General features: G+C 62.7%; 12 protein-coding genes. 10 read left to right on the top strand and 2 right to left on the bottom strand.

Annotated features, from left to right (window positions below; genetic code table 11):
* The first annotated feature begins 9 nt into the window (after nt 1-9).
* From OGM61_09935 to OGM61_09925, 3 genes are read left to right on the top strand one after another with little or no spacing between them, the layout of a single operon-like run.
* A complete protein-coding gene (locus OGM61_09935; GenBank protein ID UYI84157.1) occupies nt 10-1,788 on the top strand; it encodes a V-type ATP synthase subunit A in 1,779 nt (592 codons plus the stop codon).
* Nucleotides 1,785-3,158 (top strand): V-type ATP synthase subunit B, encoded by a 1,374-nt coding sequence (locus OGM61_09930; GenBank protein ID UYI84156.1) that lies wholly within the window; start codon nt 1,785-1,787, stop codon nt 3,156-3,158. Before OGM61_09935 ends, OGM61_09930 begins: the two co-directional genes overlap by 4 nt.
* Nucleotides 3,159-3,197: 39 nt before the next feature.
* Nucleotides 3,198-3,851, top strand: coding sequence for a V-type ATP synthase subunit D (locus OGM61_09925; GenBank protein ID UYI84155.1), 654 nt, complete (start codon nt 3,198-3,200; stop codon nt 3,849-3,851).
* Between the two features lie 244 nt (nt 3,852-4,095).
* On the opposite strand, the gene OGM61_09920 is transcribed toward OGM61_09925, so the two are convergent.
* The gene (locus OGM61_09920) at nt 4,096-5,103 is read right to left on the bottom strand and encodes a sugar phosphate nucleotidyltransferase (protein UYI84154.1); all 1,008 of its coding nucleotides are present in this window, start codon (nt 5,101-5,103) and stop codon (nt 4,096-4,098) included.
* 125 nt (nt 5,104-5,228) lie between these two features.
* Between OGM61_09920 and OGM61_09915 the strand changes: the two genes are divergently transcribed.
* Genes OGM61_09915 through ftsH form a run of 6 tightly spaced genes read left to right on the top strand, consistent with a single transcriptional unit; the run spans nt 5,229 to nt 13,000 of the window.
* Nucleotides 5,229-7,256, top strand: coding sequence for a DHH family phosphoesterase (locus OGM61_09915; GenBank protein ID UYI84153.1), 2,028 nt, complete (start codon nt 5,229-5,231; stop codon nt 7,254-7,256).
* 18 nt (nt 7,257-7,274) lie between these two features.
* Nucleotides 7,275-7,724, top strand: coding sequence for a 50S ribosomal protein L9 (rplI, locus tag OGM61_09910; GenBank protein ID UYI84152.1), 450 nt, complete (start codon nt 7,275-7,277; stop codon nt 7,722-7,724).
* A 29-nt stretch (nt 7,725-7,753) separates the two neighbouring features.
* The gene (dnaB, locus tag OGM61_09905; protein UYI84151.1) at nt 7,754-9,103 is read left to right on the top strand and encodes a replicative DNA helicase; all 1,350 of its coding nucleotides are present in this window, start codon (nt 7,754-7,756) and stop codon (nt 9,101-9,103) included.
* A complete protein-coding gene (gene tilS, locus OGM61_09900) occupies nt 9,093-10,424 on the top strand; it encodes a tRNA lysidine(34) synthetase TilS (protein ID UYI84150.1) in 1,332 nt (443 codons plus the stop codon). Before dnaB ends, tilS begins: the two co-directional genes overlap by 11 nt.
* Nucleotides 10,405-10,953 (top strand): hypoxanthine phosphoribosyltransferase, encoded by a 549-nt coding sequence (hpt, locus tag OGM61_09895; protein UYI84149.1) that lies wholly within the window; start codon nt 10,405-10,407, stop codon nt 10,951-10,953. Before tilS ends, hpt begins: the two co-directional genes overlap by 20 nt.
* 37 nt (nt 10,954-10,990) lie before the next feature.
* Nucleotides 10,991-13,000: an ATP-dependent zinc metalloprotease FtsH gene (gene ftsH, locus OGM61_09890; GenBank protein UYI84148.1), complete on the top strand. Its 2,010-nt coding sequence runs from the start codon at nt 10,991-10,993 to the stop codon at nt 12,998-13,000.
* Between the two features lie 268 nt (nt 13,001-13,268).
* Here the strand turns inward: ftsH and OGM61_09885 are convergent, their stop codons facing one another.
* Nucleotides 13,269-14,204, bottom strand: a complete 936-nt coding sequence (locus tag OGM61_09885; protein UYI85586.1) for a nitronate monooxygenase — start codon at nt 14,202-14,204, stop codon at nt 13,269-13,271.
* A gap of 502 nt (nt 14,205-14,706) precedes the next feature.
* On the opposite strand from OGM61_09885, the gene OGM61_09880 reads away from it, so the two are divergent.
* Nucleotides 14,707-16,104, top strand: a complete 1,398-nt coding sequence (locus tag OGM61_09880) for an SLC13 family permease (protein UYI84147.1) — start codon at nt 14,707-14,709, stop codon at nt 16,102-16,104.
* The last annotated feature ends 172 nt before the right edge of the window (nt 16,105-16,276 follow it).

Below are 16,276 nucleotides of genomic sequence, written 5' to 3'. Positions count from 1 at the left end.
AAAGGAAGAATGAAATTGAGCGGAACCATTACAAAAGTTTCCGGCCCGCTGGTCGTGGCGAACGGCCTTGCCGATGCCAACGTCTCCGACGTTGTGCGTGTCGGTGAGCAGCGCCTGATCGGCGAGATCCTGAATATGACCGGCGACAGCGCGTCCATCCAGGTCTATGAGGAGACCTCGGGCCTTGGCCCCGGCGCGAAGGTCGAGACCACCGGTATGCCGCTGTCCGTGGAGCTTGGCCCCGGCATGCTGGAGAATATCTATGACGGTATCCAGCGCCCGCTGCCCGAGATCCGCGACCTGACCGGCTCCAACATCACCCGCGGCATCGAGGTGCCCGCGCTCAACCGCGAGCGCGTCTGGCACTTTGACCCCGTTGTGCAGCCCGGCACCGCCGTCACCGGCGGCGACGTGATCGGCACCGTCCAGGAGACGACGGCCATCCTGCACAAGATCATGGTGCCCCCGCAGATGAAGGGCACGATCAAGAGCATCACCGGCGGCGACTTCACGGTCGACCAGACCGTCGCTGTGCTCACCGACGCCAACGGCGTCGACCATGAGCTGAACATGATCCAGCGCTGGCCGGTGCGTATCGCGCGCCCCTATGCGCAGAAGTTCGCTCCGAACAAGCCCATGAATAGCGGCCAGCGTATCATCGACACGCTCTTCCCGATCGCCAAGGGCGGCACGGCCGCCGTGCCCGGCCCGTTCGGCAGCGGCAAGACCGTCGTGCAGCACCAGCTCGCCAAGTGGTCGGACGTGGACGTCGTCGTCTACATCGGCTGCGGCGAACGCGGCAACGAGATGACCGACGTTCTCATGGAGTTCCCGGAGCTGACCGACCCGCGCAACGGCGAGCCGCTGATGAAGCGCACCGTGCTCATTGCCAACACCTCCGATATGCCCGTGGCAGCGCGTGAGGCGTCCATCTATACCGGCATCACCATCGCCGAGTACTTCCGCGACATGGGCTATGACGTCGCCGTTCTGGCTGACTCCACCTCCCGCTGGGCCGAGGCCCTGCGTGAGATGTCCGGCCGTCTGGAAGAGATGCCCGGCGAAGAAGGCTACCCGGCCTACCTCGCGTCCCGCATCGCGCAGTTCTACGAGCGCGCCGGCTGCATCCGCTGCATCGGCAGCGAGGGCGACCGCCGCGGCTCCGTCACCGCCATCGGCGCTGTCTCGCCTCCGGGCGGCGACATTTCCGAGCCGGTCTCGCAGGCCACCATGCGTATCGTCAAGGTGTTCTGGGCGCTCGATTCGAGCCTGGCGTATGCCCGCCACTTCCCGGCCATCAACTGGCTGACGTCTTACTCGCTGTATGTTGACTCGCTCAAGCCGTGGTATGAGGCCACGTTCGGCGAGGAATATATGGCCAACCGCGACAAGGCCATGAGCATCCTGCAGCAGGAATCCGAACTGCAGGAGATCGTCCGCCTCGTTGGTCAGGACGCACTGTCCCCGGCTGACCGCCTGACGATGGAGACTGCCAAGATGATCCGTGAGGACTTTCTGCAGCAGAACGCCTTCGTCGATATCGACAGCTACTCCGAGTACCGCCGTCAGTTCCTGCTGCTCGGCCTCATCCTGCACTATGACGCCGAGTGCCGCGACGCGCTCGGGAAGAACGCGCCGATGCACAAGCTCTTTGCCATCCCTGCCCGCGTCGACATCGGCCGCGCCAAGAGCGTGCCGAGCGACGAGTACGAGCAGGTCTATGCCAAGATCGCCGCGGACATGACCGCGCAGATCAAAGAGATTATCGCCGGAGGTGAGGAGCAGTGATTAAAGAGTATAAAACGATCCAGGAGATCGCCAGCCCTCTGATGATCGTCAAGAACGTCGAAGGCGTGACCTACGACGAGCTGGCCGAGATCGAGCTCCCGAACGGTGAAGTCCGCCGCTGCAAGGTCCTCGAGGTCGAGGACGACCACGCGGTCGTGCAGCTCTTTGAGAGCGCGCAGGGCATCAACCTCGCACAGTCGAAGGTCCGCTTCCTCGGCCATCCGCTGCAGCTGGGCGTGAGCGAGGATATGCTCGGCCGCGTCTTCAACGGCATGGGCGAGCCCATCGACGGCGGCCCGGCGATCCTCGCCGAGGAGCACCGCGACATCAACGGCCTGCCGATGAACCCGGCAGCCCGCGCCTACCCGGCGGAGTTCATCCAGACCGGCGTTTCCACCATCGACGGCCTGAACACCCTCGTCCGCGGCCAGAAGCTGCCGATCTTCTCGGCGTCCGGCCTGCCGCACGCCGCGCTGGCCGCGCAGATCGCGCGCCAGGCGAAGGTGCTGGGCGACAACGAGAACTTCGCCGTCGTCTTCGCCGCCATCGGCATCACGTTCGAGGAGTCCGAGTACTTCATTCAGGAGTTCCGCCGCACCGGCGCCATCGACCGCACGGTCGTGTTCTCCAACCTTGCCAACGACCCCGCCGTCGAGCGTATTGCCACCCCGCGTATGGCGCTGACCGCGGCCGAGTACCTGGCCTTTGAAAAGGACATGCAGGTGCTGGTCATCCTGACCGATATCACCAACTACGCCGAGGCTCTGCGTGAGGTCTCCGCGGCAAAGAAGGAAGTCCCGGGCCGCCGCGGCTACCCCGGCTACCTGTACACCGACCTGGCCACGCTCTACGAGCGCGCCGGCCGCCGCATCGGCAAGTCCGGCTCGATCACCATGATCCCGATCCTGACCATGCCCGAAGACGACAAGACCCACCCGATCCCCGACCTGACCGGTTACATCACCGAGGGCCAGATCATCCTCTCCCGCGACCTGTACCGCAAGGGCATCATTCCGCCCGTGGACGTGCTGCCCAGCCTGTCGCGTCTGAAGGATAAGGGCATCGGCGAGGGTAAGACCCGTGAGGACCACTCCGGCACGATGAACCAGCTGTTCGCGGCCTATGCCCGCGGCAAGGACGCCAAGGAGCTCATGACCATTCTGGGCGAGGCGGCCCTGTCCGACGACGACAAGCAGTTTGCGAAGTTCGCCGATGCATTTGAGCAGCGCTACGTCAATCAGGGCAACAACACCAACCGCACCATTGAGGATACCCTTAACCTCGGCTGGGAGCTGCTGAGCCTGCTGCCGCGCACCGAGCTCAAGCGTATCAAGCCCGAGCTGATCGAAAAGTATATGCCCGAGACCTGAGCGCATCCGTCCCGCAGACTTACCAAGTGAGGTGATTTGATGGCAAATACAGCGATTACCCCGACAAGAATGGTGCTCAACCAGCTCAAGGGCCGGTTGAAGACCGCTCGCAGGGGTCATAAGCTCCTCAAGGATAAGCGTGACGAGCTGATGCGTCAGTTCCTCGACAACGTGCGCCTGAACAAGCAGCTGCGTGCGAAGGTCGAGCAGGGACTCACGGAGGCGTTCGGCTCTCTGTCGGTCGCGTCCGCGATCATGTCCCCGGAAATGCTCGAACAGTCGCTGCTCTACCCGCGGCAGAGCGTCGAGCTGGGCATGACCTATCAGAACATCATGAGCGTGAACGTGCCGGTCTACGATTTCCAGACCCGCAACAGCGATCCGTCCGAGATCTTCCCGTACGGCTTTGCGCAGACGTCCGGTGAGCTGGACGATGCGCTCGAGAAGCTGGCGGAGGTGTTCAAGGACATGCTCGAGCTCGCGCAGGTCGAAAAGACCACGCAGATGCTCGCGCAGGAGATCGAAAAGACCCGCCGCCGCGTCAACGCGCTCGAATACGTTATGATCCCCGAGCTGGAGCAGAACATTCGTTACATCTCCATGAAGCTGGACGAGAACGAAAGTTCGACCAAGGTGCGCCTGATGAAGGTCAAGGAAATGGTCCTCGAGGACGCACACCACTACAAGCAATAAGTATCAGAAAACCGCCGCATCTTGGGATGCGGCGGTTTTTGCAGCAGTTGGAAGCAGTTGCTGCGGCAAGAGACGATCGCACAGCGGGGGAGCTCGAGGGGGCAAGGCCCGCCTCGAATGAGATGCACTCCGAAAGCACAAACCCATTTGTGCTTTCGGGTTTTCCCCTCGGCCGAAAATCCTTTCGGCCGAGGGGAAAACCGCCGCATCTTGGATGCGGCGGTTTTTGCGCGCTATTCTCGCTCTATTGGTTTTCGTCCCGCTCCATCAGTTCGAGCAGATGCGCCGTCTCGGCGGCGGCGTCCGGCGCGTTTGCCTCGACCTGCAGGGCGGAAGCGTTCGCGTCCGGCCGGATGCTCAGCTCCCAGCCGCCGTCGCACAGGTGCAGCCCGTCGGTAAAGTCCGCCCCGGCCTCCATCATGGCCTCCGAGACCGTGCGCATCAGGTGCGCGCGGTCGCGGCAGGGGACGGTGCGGCGGTTCGGGTCTGCGTGCGGGAGCTGCGGCGGCAGGTCGTCCGGAGCGTCCGGCTGCGCCGGGCTCAGCCGCCCGTCAAGCACGTCAAGACTGCACCGGTAGTAGGCGCGCGGCGTGCCGATGTCGCACCAGTAGCCGTCCATCGGCACGCCGAGGATCGGCTCGTGCGCCGCGAGCAGCAGCGGGAAGAGATCTTTGGCAAAATCAAACGGCTGATCTTCCGGCACATAGGCCATTGCCCGCGGGGAGACAATATAGATCCCGGTGTTCACGAGATCGGTCACGACGTGCTCCCAGTCCGGTTTTTCGATGAAGTGCTGCACAAGCCCCTGCCGGTCCTGCAGCACGAGCCCATACTGCAGCGGCTCTGCGTTCGGGTAGAGTGCGATCGTTACGGCCGCGTCCGCCTGCTGGTGCCGGCGATAGAGCCCCAGCAGGTCAAAGCTGCACGCGGCGTCGCCGCTGATGACGAGAAAATCCTCCCTGCCGTAAAAGTCGCTGCACGCGCGCACGCCGCCGGCCGTGCCGCGGGGTTCGGATTCGATGCGGTATTTCAGGTGCACGCCGTAGCTGCTGCCGTCGCCGCAGTGCTCCTGAATGACCTCCGGCCGGTAGCACAGCGTCATGCACACGTCCGTGAAGCCGTTGCGCCGCAGCAGATCCAGCAGCCGGTCGAGCACCGGCACGCCGACGAGCGGCACCATGGGTTTCGGCAGGCTTCCGGTGATGCTGCGCAGCCGCCGGCCCTGACCGCCGGCCAGTAAAATTGCTTTCATGCGCACGCTCCTTTCACGAATCTTCAGCAGGAAAGCGTCTTGTCAATACGGATAGAATCTGATATAATCATTGATTATCATAGGGGTAATAGCTTTTGCCCCGCAGGGTGCAAGGAGGTATGACGATGCGAGACCCCAAAGTCAGCAATGTACCCAATGAATCCAAGCTGCAGCGGGCGCTGATGCCCAATTCGCGGATGTTTCTGCTGTTTCTGATCGTGTTTGCAGTCATCACGTTCTTCTTCTCCGACCGGCTCTGGCTGTCGATCTGCGAGGGCGTCATCATTCTGCTGCTCATCATTTATTCGGTCATCATGCGCGCGCGCAAGCGCCGCACGCTCGAACGATATATTGAATCCGTCACCTATGATACGGAGTCTGCACGAAATAATACCCTGCAGAATTTCCCGCTGCCGATGGCGGTCTTTCGTCCGGCAGATTCGCAGGTCATCTGGGCCAACCAGAACTTTTTCGATCTCTGCGGCCGGCACAAGCCGACGGTCGATATGCGCATCACGGACGTGATCCCGGAGTTTTCCGGCCGCTGGCTGCTCGAGGGCAATACCCAGTGCCCGGAGCTGCTGGAGTATCAGGGCCATAAGTATCAGATCCACGGCAACCTCGTGCGCACGAATCCGGACGATGCCGCCAGCTACATGGGCATCACCTACTGGGTCGATGTCACGGATTATGAAAAGATCCGGCTGGAGTATTACGCTTCGCGCCCGATTATCGCCGTCATCGTCATCGATAACTACGATGAGCTCATCCGCGGCCTGACCGACCGCAAGCGCAACGAGCTGCGCGACGCCATTGAGGACAAGCTCCTGCAGTGGTGCGAGGGCAAGGGCGGCTTCTTCCGCCGCTACGACCGTGACCGGTATCTGTACGTGTTCGAGGAGCGGCATCTTGACGAGCTGCGCGAGAACAAGTTCGCATCCCTGCTCGACAGCGTGCACGCCGTGACCAGCCCGAGCGGCATCCGCGCCACCGTCAGCGTCGGCATCGGGCGCGACGGCGACAGCCTCGATGAATGCTATAATTTCGCCATTCTCGGCACCGAGATGGCGCTCTCGCGCGGCGGCGACCAGGCCGTGGTGAAAAACCGCGTCACGTTCGAATTCTTCGGCGGCCGCGGCGGCGAGGTCGAGCGGCGCACGAAGGTCAAGTCCCGCGTCATGGCCAACGCCCTCAGCCAGCTCATTCAGGACTCGTCCAAGGTCTACGTCATGGGCCATAAATTCTCCGATCTGGACACGCTCGGCGCGGCCGCCGGCGTCTGCTGCATCGCGCGCAAGCTCGGCACGCCCTGCCGCATCGTCATGGATGCGAACAAGACGGCCGCCGGCCAGCTGCGTGACCGGATGCTGCGCGTGCCGGAGTACGGCAAAGCGTTCCTGTCTCCGCAGGAGGCGTATCTGCATGCCGACAGCCGCACGCTGCTCGTCGTGGTAGACACCAACCGCCCGGATCAGGTGGAAAACCACAACCTGCTCGAAGCCTGCACCCGCGTGGCGGTCATCGACCACCACCGCCGTGCGGCGACCTACATCACCAACGCGACCATGAGCTTCCACGAGCCGTATGCGTCGTCGGCCTGCGAGCTGATGACGGAGCTGCTCGAGGAGCTGGTCGAGCAGCCGGACATCCTGCGCGTGGAGGCCGAGGCAATGCTCTCGGGCATCATGCTCGATACGAAGGACTTCACCGTCCGCACCGGCGAGCGCACATTTGAGGCGGCGGCGTTCCTGCGCCGCGCCGGGGCCGATACCTCGGAGGTCAAAAAGCTCCTGCAGACGGACATGGAGCACACGGTCGCCCGCTATAAGATCCTGCAGACGGCGTCTATCTACCGCGCGGACATTGCCATTGCCGCGCCCACCGAGCCGCAGGACCGCATCGTCGCGGCGCAGGCGGCGGATGAACTGCTCAACATCGCCGGGGTCACGGCGTCCATGGTCATTTATCCGATGGGCGACGGGGATGTGTTCATCTCCGCGCGCTCGATCGGCGAACTGAATGTGCAGCTGGTCATGGAGGCGCTCGGCGGCGGCGGCAGCCGCTCGTCGGCAGCCGTGCAGCTGCATGACGTATCGGTTGCGCAGGCGGTGCAGATGGCGCGCAAGTCGATCGACGAGAATCTGGAAAATTAAGCAAAGGAGTATCTTGCTATGAAAGTGATTTTGAATGTGGATGTCAAGGGCCAGGGCAAAAAGGGCGAGCTCAAGGAAGTGTCCGACGGTTATGCCCGCAACTATCTCCTGCCGCGCAAGCTTGCGACGGAGGCCACGGCCGACAATCTCAACGCCTTCCGCCTGAAGGAGAAGGCCAAGGCGGCGCAGATCGCCCGCGAGAAGGCCGAGGCGGAGGAAAACGCCAAAAAGCTCGGCGCCATTCAGGTGAAGATCGCGGCGAAGGCCGGCAGCAACGGCAAGCTCTTCGGCTCTGTCACCTCGAAGGAGATCAGCGACGCGCTGCACGAGCAGTTTGACCTCACCATCGAAAAGCAGAAGATCGTGCAGGCCGAACCCATCAAGAGCTTCGGCGCGTACGAGGTCAAGTGCAAGCTCGGCTATGAAGTCACCGGCACCATCCACGTGCTGGTCATCGAAGAGAAATAAACCGCGCGCAGGCGAGGGAGGGACCCGTCATGGAGGAGCTGCTGGGCAGACAGCCGCCCCATTCCGCTCCGGCGGAGCAGGCAGTCATCGGTGCGATGCTCATCGACCCGAGCTGCATCCCGGACGTGATCGAAAAGGTCAAGTCCGACGAATTTTATATTCAGGCCAACCGCGATATCTTTGACACCATCTTCGCCATGTTCTCCTACGGGCAGAGCGTGGATGCGGTCACGGTGCTCGAGCAGATGAAGGTCCGCGGTGTGTACAAGGACACGACGCAGCAGTACCTCATGGAGGTCATGCAGGTCACGCCCACGGCGGCGAACGTGCTCAAGTACGCGGCCATCGTGCGCGATCAGGCGCTGCTGCGCAACCTGCACACGGCGGCCGATGAGATCAACACCATGATCTTTGAGGGTTCCGGCGGAGCGGACGCCATGCTCGAGGCGGCCGAGCGCAAGATCTATGCGCTCCGGCAGGGACGCAATGTCGGCGGCCTGCAGCCGATCAGCATGGTCATCCAGCGCGTGTATGCAAACCTCTCCGAGGCGGCGAGCAGCGGCGGGGGCATCCCCGGCCTGGCCACCGGCCTGCCGGATCTGGACCAGACGATTCTCGGTCTGAACGCGGGCGAGCTCATCCTCATCGCGGCCCGTCCCGGCATGGGCAAGACGAGCCTTGCGCTCAACATTGCCCTGCACGTCGGCAAGACGTCCGGCAAGACGGTCGCGGTGTTCTCGCTCGAAATGGCGCGCGAGCAGCTCACGACGCGCCTGCTCGCGGGCGAGGGCCTGGTCGACAGCCAAAAACTCCTGACCGGCAAGCTCTCGGCGGACGAGTGGCGGCGCGTCGGCGCCGCGGCCACGACCATCAGCGCGACGGATATCCGCATCGACGACAACCCGTCGCTGTCCGTTGCGGACATGAACGCCCAGTGCCGCCGCATCCCGAACCTTGGCCTTGTCGTCATCGACTATCTGCAGCTCATGCAGTCGGCCGGCAGCGGCCATGGCTGGTCCAACGAGAGCCGCACGCAGGCCGTCTCCGACATGAGCCGCATGCTCAAGATCATGGCCAAGGAGCTCAATGTTCCGGTCATCTGCCTGTCGCAGCTGTCGCGTGCCAACGAGTCGCGCCAGAACAAGCGCCCGATGCTGTCCGACCTCCGTGAGTCCGGCGCCATCGAGCAGGACGCGGACATCGTGCTCGCGCTCTACCGCGACGGGTATTATAACAAGGAGTGCGAGAATCCGAACCTCGCCGAGGCAATCATCCTCAAAAACCGCCACGGCGAGACCGGCACGCTCGAACTCATGTGGCTGCCGGAGTACACATCCTTCGCGGCCATCGAGAAGAAGTACGACGACGATGACTATTGATGCCATCATGCCCGGCGTGCGTGTGCTGTGTGCCGTGTCCGGCGGGGTGGACTCCATGTACCTCCTGCACCGGATGACGGCGCTGGGCGCGCAGCGCGGCTTTGCCGTCGGCTGTGCGCACTTCAACCACGGGCTGCGCGGCGCGGAGAGCGACCGCGACGAGGCGTTCGTGCGCGCGCAGTGCGAGAAACTGGGCGTGCCGTTTTATGCCGGGCGCGGCGATGTTGCGTCCGTGCGCGGCATGGGCACTGAGGCCGCCGCGCGCGAGCTGCGCTATGCGTTCTTGGCGCAATGCGCGCAGGCGCACAGCTACGACTGGATCGCCACGGCGCACACGGCGGATGACAACGCCGAGACGCTGCTGCTCAACCTCGCGCGCGGCTGCGGCCTGCGCGGCCTGACCGGCATCCCGCCGCAGCGCGGCAAGCTCCTGCGCCCGATGCTGGACACGACGCGCGCGCAGGCGGAGGCCTACCTGACCGCCCATGCCATCCCGCACGTGGAGGACAGCACGAACGCGGCCGATGCCTATGCCCGCAACCGCGTCCGGCACCATGCCGTGCCGGCGCTCGAGAGCGTGAATCCCGCCTTCGTGCAGCACGCGGCCGACACGGCAGCGCTCCTGCGCGAGGACGAGGCGTTTCTCAGTGGGCTGGCTGCGGATTTTCTGGCTGGACAGATGCCCGCGGAGGGCATCCCGATCGCAGAGCTGCTGGCGCTGCCGCGCCCGGTGTGCGTGCGTGCGCTGCAGCAGGCGGCCGGACGGGAACTGTCGCGCCGGCATCTGCTGGCGCTCGAGCGGCTGTGTGACGGGGAAGGGCTCGGCTATGCCGATGTGCCCGGCCTGCGCGTGACGCGCGAGCAGGGGCGGCTGTTTTTCGGCGCGCAGGCGCTGCCGCCGCTCGGGACGCACATTCTGCGTCCGGGTGAGACGGCGGAGATCCCGGAGCTGGGGCTGCGCGTCACGGTCGGCGTGCCGGAACCGTTTCGTGAAATTCACAGCGCGTTCACCACTTTTTGCTTTAAATCTGCGATCATCCATGATAAACTATCTGTTACGCCGCGGCGTCCGGGCGACCGGATCCGTCTGGCGGGGCGCGGCTGCACGAAGCGCGTGAGCGACCTGTTCGCCGAACGGGGGCTGACACAGGCCGAGCGCGACCGCGTGCCGATCATCCGCGCGGCAGATGCGCCGGCGGCCATCGCCGGTTTCGGCGTTGCCGAGCAATGCGCAGCGGCGCCGGGGCAAACCATGATCTGCATCCGAATGGAACAGATCCAGACATATGGGGGAGAATACTATGAGCGATATGAGAGATGACATTGCGTCCGTTCTGCTGTCCGCCGAGGAGATCCAGGCGCGCACGGCGGAGCTGGGTGCCCAGATTTCCAGGGATTTCGACGGCCGCGAGCCGCTGTTTGTCGGCGTGCTCAAGGGCTGCTTTGTGTTTATGGCCGACCTGATGCGCAGCGTGACCATCCCGTGCTCGGTCGATTTCATGGCTGTGTCGTCCTACGGCAACCAGACCACGACCACCGGCGCCGTGAAGATCAACAAGGATCTGAATCAGGACATCGAGGGCCGTGACATCATCCTCGTTGAGGACATTCTCGACAGCGGTGTCACGCTGCACTATCTCAAGGACTATCTCAGCGTCCGCCGGCCTGCCTCCATCACCATTGCCACCCTGCTCGATAAGCCCGCCCGCCGCAAGGCGCCGATCCACGCCGCCTATGCCGGCTTTGAGGTGCCGGATGCGTTCGTCGTCGGCTATGGGCTCGATTACGCAGAAAAATACCGCAATCTCCCGTATATCGGCGTACTCAAGCCGGAGGTCTACTCCACCTGAGCGCCCGGTGCGGATCCCATAAAGGATGTGATTTAATTTGAAACCTGATAAGAACCGTGCCAGAGGCATCGGGTTCTACCTGCTGATCGGCGTGATCATTCTCGCCGTCATCTTCTATCTGACCACACCGGCAGAGCAGAAGGAATACACCTATTCCGAGATCGAGGAACTGTTCCGCCAGGAGCAGGTCAAGTCGTTCTGCCTCGAGGGAGATGAGCTCACGCTCAATCTCTATTCTCCGGACAGCGATGGCAATACGACGATCAAAAAGACGCTGTCGAATCCCACCTGGTTCCGTGAGGATCTGGGGGATCTGATCGAGCAGCAGACCGCCAGCGGCGTGCTGACGGAGTATGATTACGTCAAGGGCTGGACGGCGCCGTGGTGGATGTCCATCCTGCCGTACCTGATCACGATCGTGCTGTTCGTCGGCGTGTGGTACCTGCTCATGAACAAGGCGGGCGGCGGCGGAGCGCCGGGCGTCGGCAAGTTCGGCAAGGCGCACACGCGCACCGGCGAGGACAACCTCAAGAAGGTTACGTTTGCCGATGTCGCCGGCGCGGAAGAGGAAAAAGAGGAGCTGTCCGAGATCGTGGACTTCCTCAAGCGCCCGCAGAACTATACCGCGATGGGCGCGCGCATCCCCAAGGGCGTGCTGCTCGTCGGCCCTCCGGGCACCGGCAAGACGCTCATGGCCCGCGCAGTCGCGGGCGAGGCAGGCGTGCAGTTTCTGTCCATTTCGGGCTCGGACTTTGTCGAGCTCTATGTCGGTGTCGGTGCATCGCGTGTGCGCGATCTGTTCGACCAGGCCAAGAAGGTCGCCCCGGCCATCGTGTTCATCGACGAGATCGACGCGGTCGGCCGCCAGCGCGGCAGCGGTCTCGGCGGCGGTCACGACGAGCGCGAGCAGACGCTCAACCAGCTGCTCGTCGAGATGGACGGCTTTACGAATAACGAGGGCGTCATCGTCATGGCGGCGACCAACCGCGCCGACATTCTCGATAACGCGCTGCTGCGCCCCGGCCGCTTTGACCGGCGCGTGTATATGGGTCTGCCCGATATCAAGGGCCGCGAGGAGATCCTGAAGGTCCACGCCCGCGGCAAGCCGCTGGGCGACGATGTGGATCTCAAGAGCATCGCGCGCGGCACGGCCGGCTTTGCCGGTGCGGATCTGGAGAACCTCCTCAACGAGGCCGCCATCATGGCCACGCGCAGCAAGCGCCGCTTCATCATGCAGGCGGATATCGACGAGGCGATCCTGAAGGTCGTCATGGGCCCGGAGAAGAAGAGCCGCGTCGTGTCCGAGCGTGCGCGCCGCCTGACGGCGTACCACGAGTCCGGCCACGCGATCGCGTCGTTCTTCCTCAAGAACTCCGACCCCGTGCACTATATCACCATCATCCCGCGCGGCGCTGCCGGCGGCTTCACCTGGTATCGCAAGGCCGAGGACGCTGAGAACTTCACGTCCCGCGGCGAGATGTTTGACAGCATCGTCTCCGCGCTCGGCGGCCGCATTGCCGAGCAGCTCTTCCTTGACGATATCTCCACCGGCGCGTCCAACGATATCCAGCAGGCGACGAACATCGCCCGCGACATGGTCATGAAATACGGCATGTCCGAGAAGCTCGGCCCGATCTCGTTCGACGATTCGAGCCACAGCATCTTCATCGGCCGCGATTTCGGCACCACGAAGAGCTATTCCGAGGAGACCGCCGCCACGATCGACGAGGAGGTCAAGCACCTGTTCGACCAGGCCTACGCCAAGTGCGAGGCGCTGCTGCGCGAGCACGCCGACCTGCTGACCGGCCTCGCGGAGTACCTGCTCATCCACGAGACGATCGAGGGCGATGACTTCCGCTACTACTGTGAGCACGGTGTGATGCCCGTCCACCCGGACGACACCATTGAGCCGCCGGCGAAGGTCATCCGCAGAATGGACGAGGCCCCCGAGACCCCGCAGCCGGACGCGGAAGCGCCGGCCCAGCCGGAGGCACCGTCCGCACCGGATGCGGACGCTCCGAACAGCGATCCCGGCGAGCAGCTGTAAGCCGTCCGCACGCAAAACACGATCACGATCAAAAGGCCGCAGCGCATATGCGCTGCGGCCTTCTTGCTGCCCGGCGCGCGGCGTATGCGCCGCACACTGTCCGGGGAAACAACGATATCTAAACGATATATAGAAGAGCCGCCCCCTGGAAAAGGGGCGGCTCTCGCTGTTGCTGCGGCGCGGACGCGGCTGCATCCGCGCCTTGAGTGGGGGGAAGAAAATAGGGGTGGATGTATAGAAAGGATGGTGTGTGGAGCGTGTTATGCGATCAGAAGGACGCCTTGATGCTGTTGATGGTCTCTTCGGCTTCCTTGACCATGCGGTCGAGCAGAACCTTGACCGGCACGACATCGTGCACGAGACCCATACCCATGCCGGCGCAGAAGATCGCGCTGTCGACATTGCCGTCCTGGAAGGCCACGCGGGTCTTCTGGCCGGTGATGACGGGCATCTGCTCCTTGAGGATGTCCATCGGGCCCTTGCCGGTGCGCAGGCCGCGGTTCTCGATCTCGTTGGCGAGCAGGGAAGCGTTGTTCTTGGACACGCGCATCATGCTGCCGATGGTCTTCTGGCAGAGTACGGTGTCCTTTTCGGTGTGGTTGATGACCCACTGGCGGTGGTTGTCGGAGATCGGGCACTCATCGACGCACACGAAGCGGGTGCCCATGGCAACGCCGGAAGCGCCGAGCGCGAGCGCAGCCGCGAGGCCGTGGCCGTCCGCGATGCCGCCGGCGGCGATGACCGGGATCTTCATGTCCGCGGCGCAGCGGCGCGCGATGACGAATGTGCCTACGCCGTCAGCCGACGGATGGCCGCCGACCTCGTAGCCGGCGATGATGACGCCGTCGAGTCCCTTGCGCTCCATACTCATGGAGACCTTGTAGTTCGGGCACTTGTGGAAATGACGCATGCCGGCGGACTTGATGTCGGCGATGAATTCGCGCGGATCCTCGGCGCTCGTCTCGATAGCGGCAACGTGCTTTTCGCCGCACAGACGGATGGTCTTGCGGATCTCCTCGTTGTCCAGACGCTGGGTCGGGGCGAGGGAGATGTTGACGATGTAGGGCTTGTTGGTCAGGCTGTTCATCTCGTCGAGCGCGTCGGCAAACTCGTCGAGCGTCGGCCAGCAGGTGACGTTGATGGTGCCGATACCGCCGGCGTTGCACACGGCGGCCGCGAGCTGCGGCACGGCTAGCCACTGCATGCCGCTCTGGACGATCGGGTACTCAATGCCAAACATTTCAGTCAGTTTTGTTTTCATGTATGCTACCTCCTAATGATGTTTAATGGTTTGAAAAAATGCGTCTGTCGCCTTGCTAATCAAAAATATATCAAAGCGGGGCGGGGGTCTCAACAGTATTCAGACCAAAGTTGTGGCCGGGCGCAGCGACGTGTTTTGGAGGAAATGTACAAAGCGCGTACGGCTTGCAAAAAACGGATAACCCAGCGCAATGCGCACCCGTTTTTGTACAATTCGGGCGGAAAGTGTGCAGAGAATACCTAATTTAATACTTGAAAATCAGCAGTATGTGTGTTTTCCGGCCGCTTGGTTATGGAGTACAAAAAAATGATTTTTCTCTCTGCGGATTTCGTAGTCTTTGTTGGTGAAAAAGCGCTGAATTCGGTGTAACCTAAAACCAACTTGACAGATAATTAACTAACGAAAGCGCAAGTTGAGAACCATTCATTAAGGAGGAGTGAAACTCATGAGCAAGCAAATGAAAAAGACGATTTTCGGCATTCTGGGCGGTATTGTCCTGATGCTGCTGATCGCCTACCTGCCGCCGGAAACGGAAATGATGAGCCGTCAGGGCTGGCAGTATCTCGGGTGCTTCGGCTTCCTGCTGACGTGCCTGATCTCCGGCGCCCTGCCGGACTGGGTCGCAACCCTTGCGACCATGGTCATGCTGCTGGTATTCAAACTCGGCAAGGTGGCGGACGTCACGGTCGAGTTCTCCGGCACGACCGTCTGGCTGTGCATCGGCGTGTTCATCATGTCGGTCGGCATCAACAACAGCGGCTTCATGAAGCGCCTGGCGCTGTGGGTCCTCACGAAGTTCCCCGGCACCTATCGTGGCCAGGTCACGGCCATGATGCTCGCGGGCATCATCACCACCCCGATGATCCCCAGCTCCTATGCCAAGACCTCCATCATGGCGCCCCTGATCGGCCAGGTCTGTGAGGCTGTCGGCGCGGAGCCGAACAGCAAAGCGGCCCGCGGCCTGTGGTTTGCCAACTTCATGGGCACGTACATCCTCGGCATTGCCTTCATGTCCGGCTCGGCGTTCGTTGCGCTGATGATCGGCTTCATGCAGGGCCTCGCCTTCACCTGGGGCTCCTGGCTCAAGTGCACGATCGTCTGGTATCTCGTGCTCATCGTTCTGACCTATCTGTACTGCACGATCATCTGCAAACCGAAAGAAAAGCTCGCCGGCGACGTGACCTTCCTCAAGGAGCAGTACAAGGCGCTCGGCGCCATCTCCAAGAAGGAGAAGCAGGGCATCATCATCGTTGCCATCGCCATTATCCTCTGGATCACCCAGAAGCTGCACGGCGTGGACGCCGGCTTCGTGGCCATCGCGGCTGACGTGGCGTTCTTCGCCGCCGGCCTGCTGACGGCGCCGGAGGCCAACGCCAAAGGCCAGTGGACGCTTGTCGTCTTCATCGGCGGCATCCTCAGCATCGCCAAGTTCATGAACACCACCGGCGTCAGCGCATGGCTGGCCAGCCTGCTCGGCCCCATCTTCGCGCCCATCATGAGCAGCCCGTATATCTTCGTTCCCTGCCTGTGCATCATCACGTTTGCCCTGCGTTACGTGATCGTGTCCCAGACCTGCATGCTCACGATGATGATCGCCATCTTCGGACCGCTCATGGAGGCACACGGCATGAGCATGTTCATCCTCGTCTTTGTCGAGTGGCTGTGCGGCACGTACTGGAACACCGCTTACGGCAACCCGTCCGTGGTCGGCTTCATCAAGATGACCGGCGACAAGTGCGTCGACTATCCCTGCGCGCAGAAGGCTTCTTACGCCTACATGGTCATAACGATCATCGCCATGCTGGCCAGCGTCCCGCTCTGGCAGGCGATCGGTCTCTGCTGATCCGAATATCCCCGTCAGATCCACCGTCCCCTGTGCAGACATTCTCTGCACGGGGGACACTTTCCAGATGCGCCGCTGGTCAAGGTGCCTAATTTCGCCGCTGCGATCGGCGGTCACTTTCGTAGCCGGTGCTCTGGGATGCGGTGTGCAGAGTTGATATAGTAGTCATAGT

Source organism: Clostridiales bacterium, assembly GCA_025757645.1.
GTDB lineage: Bacteria > Bacillota > Clostridia > Oscillospirales > Oscillospiraceae > CAG-103.
This window is presented reverse-complemented; position numbering and strand designations above follow the sequence as displayed.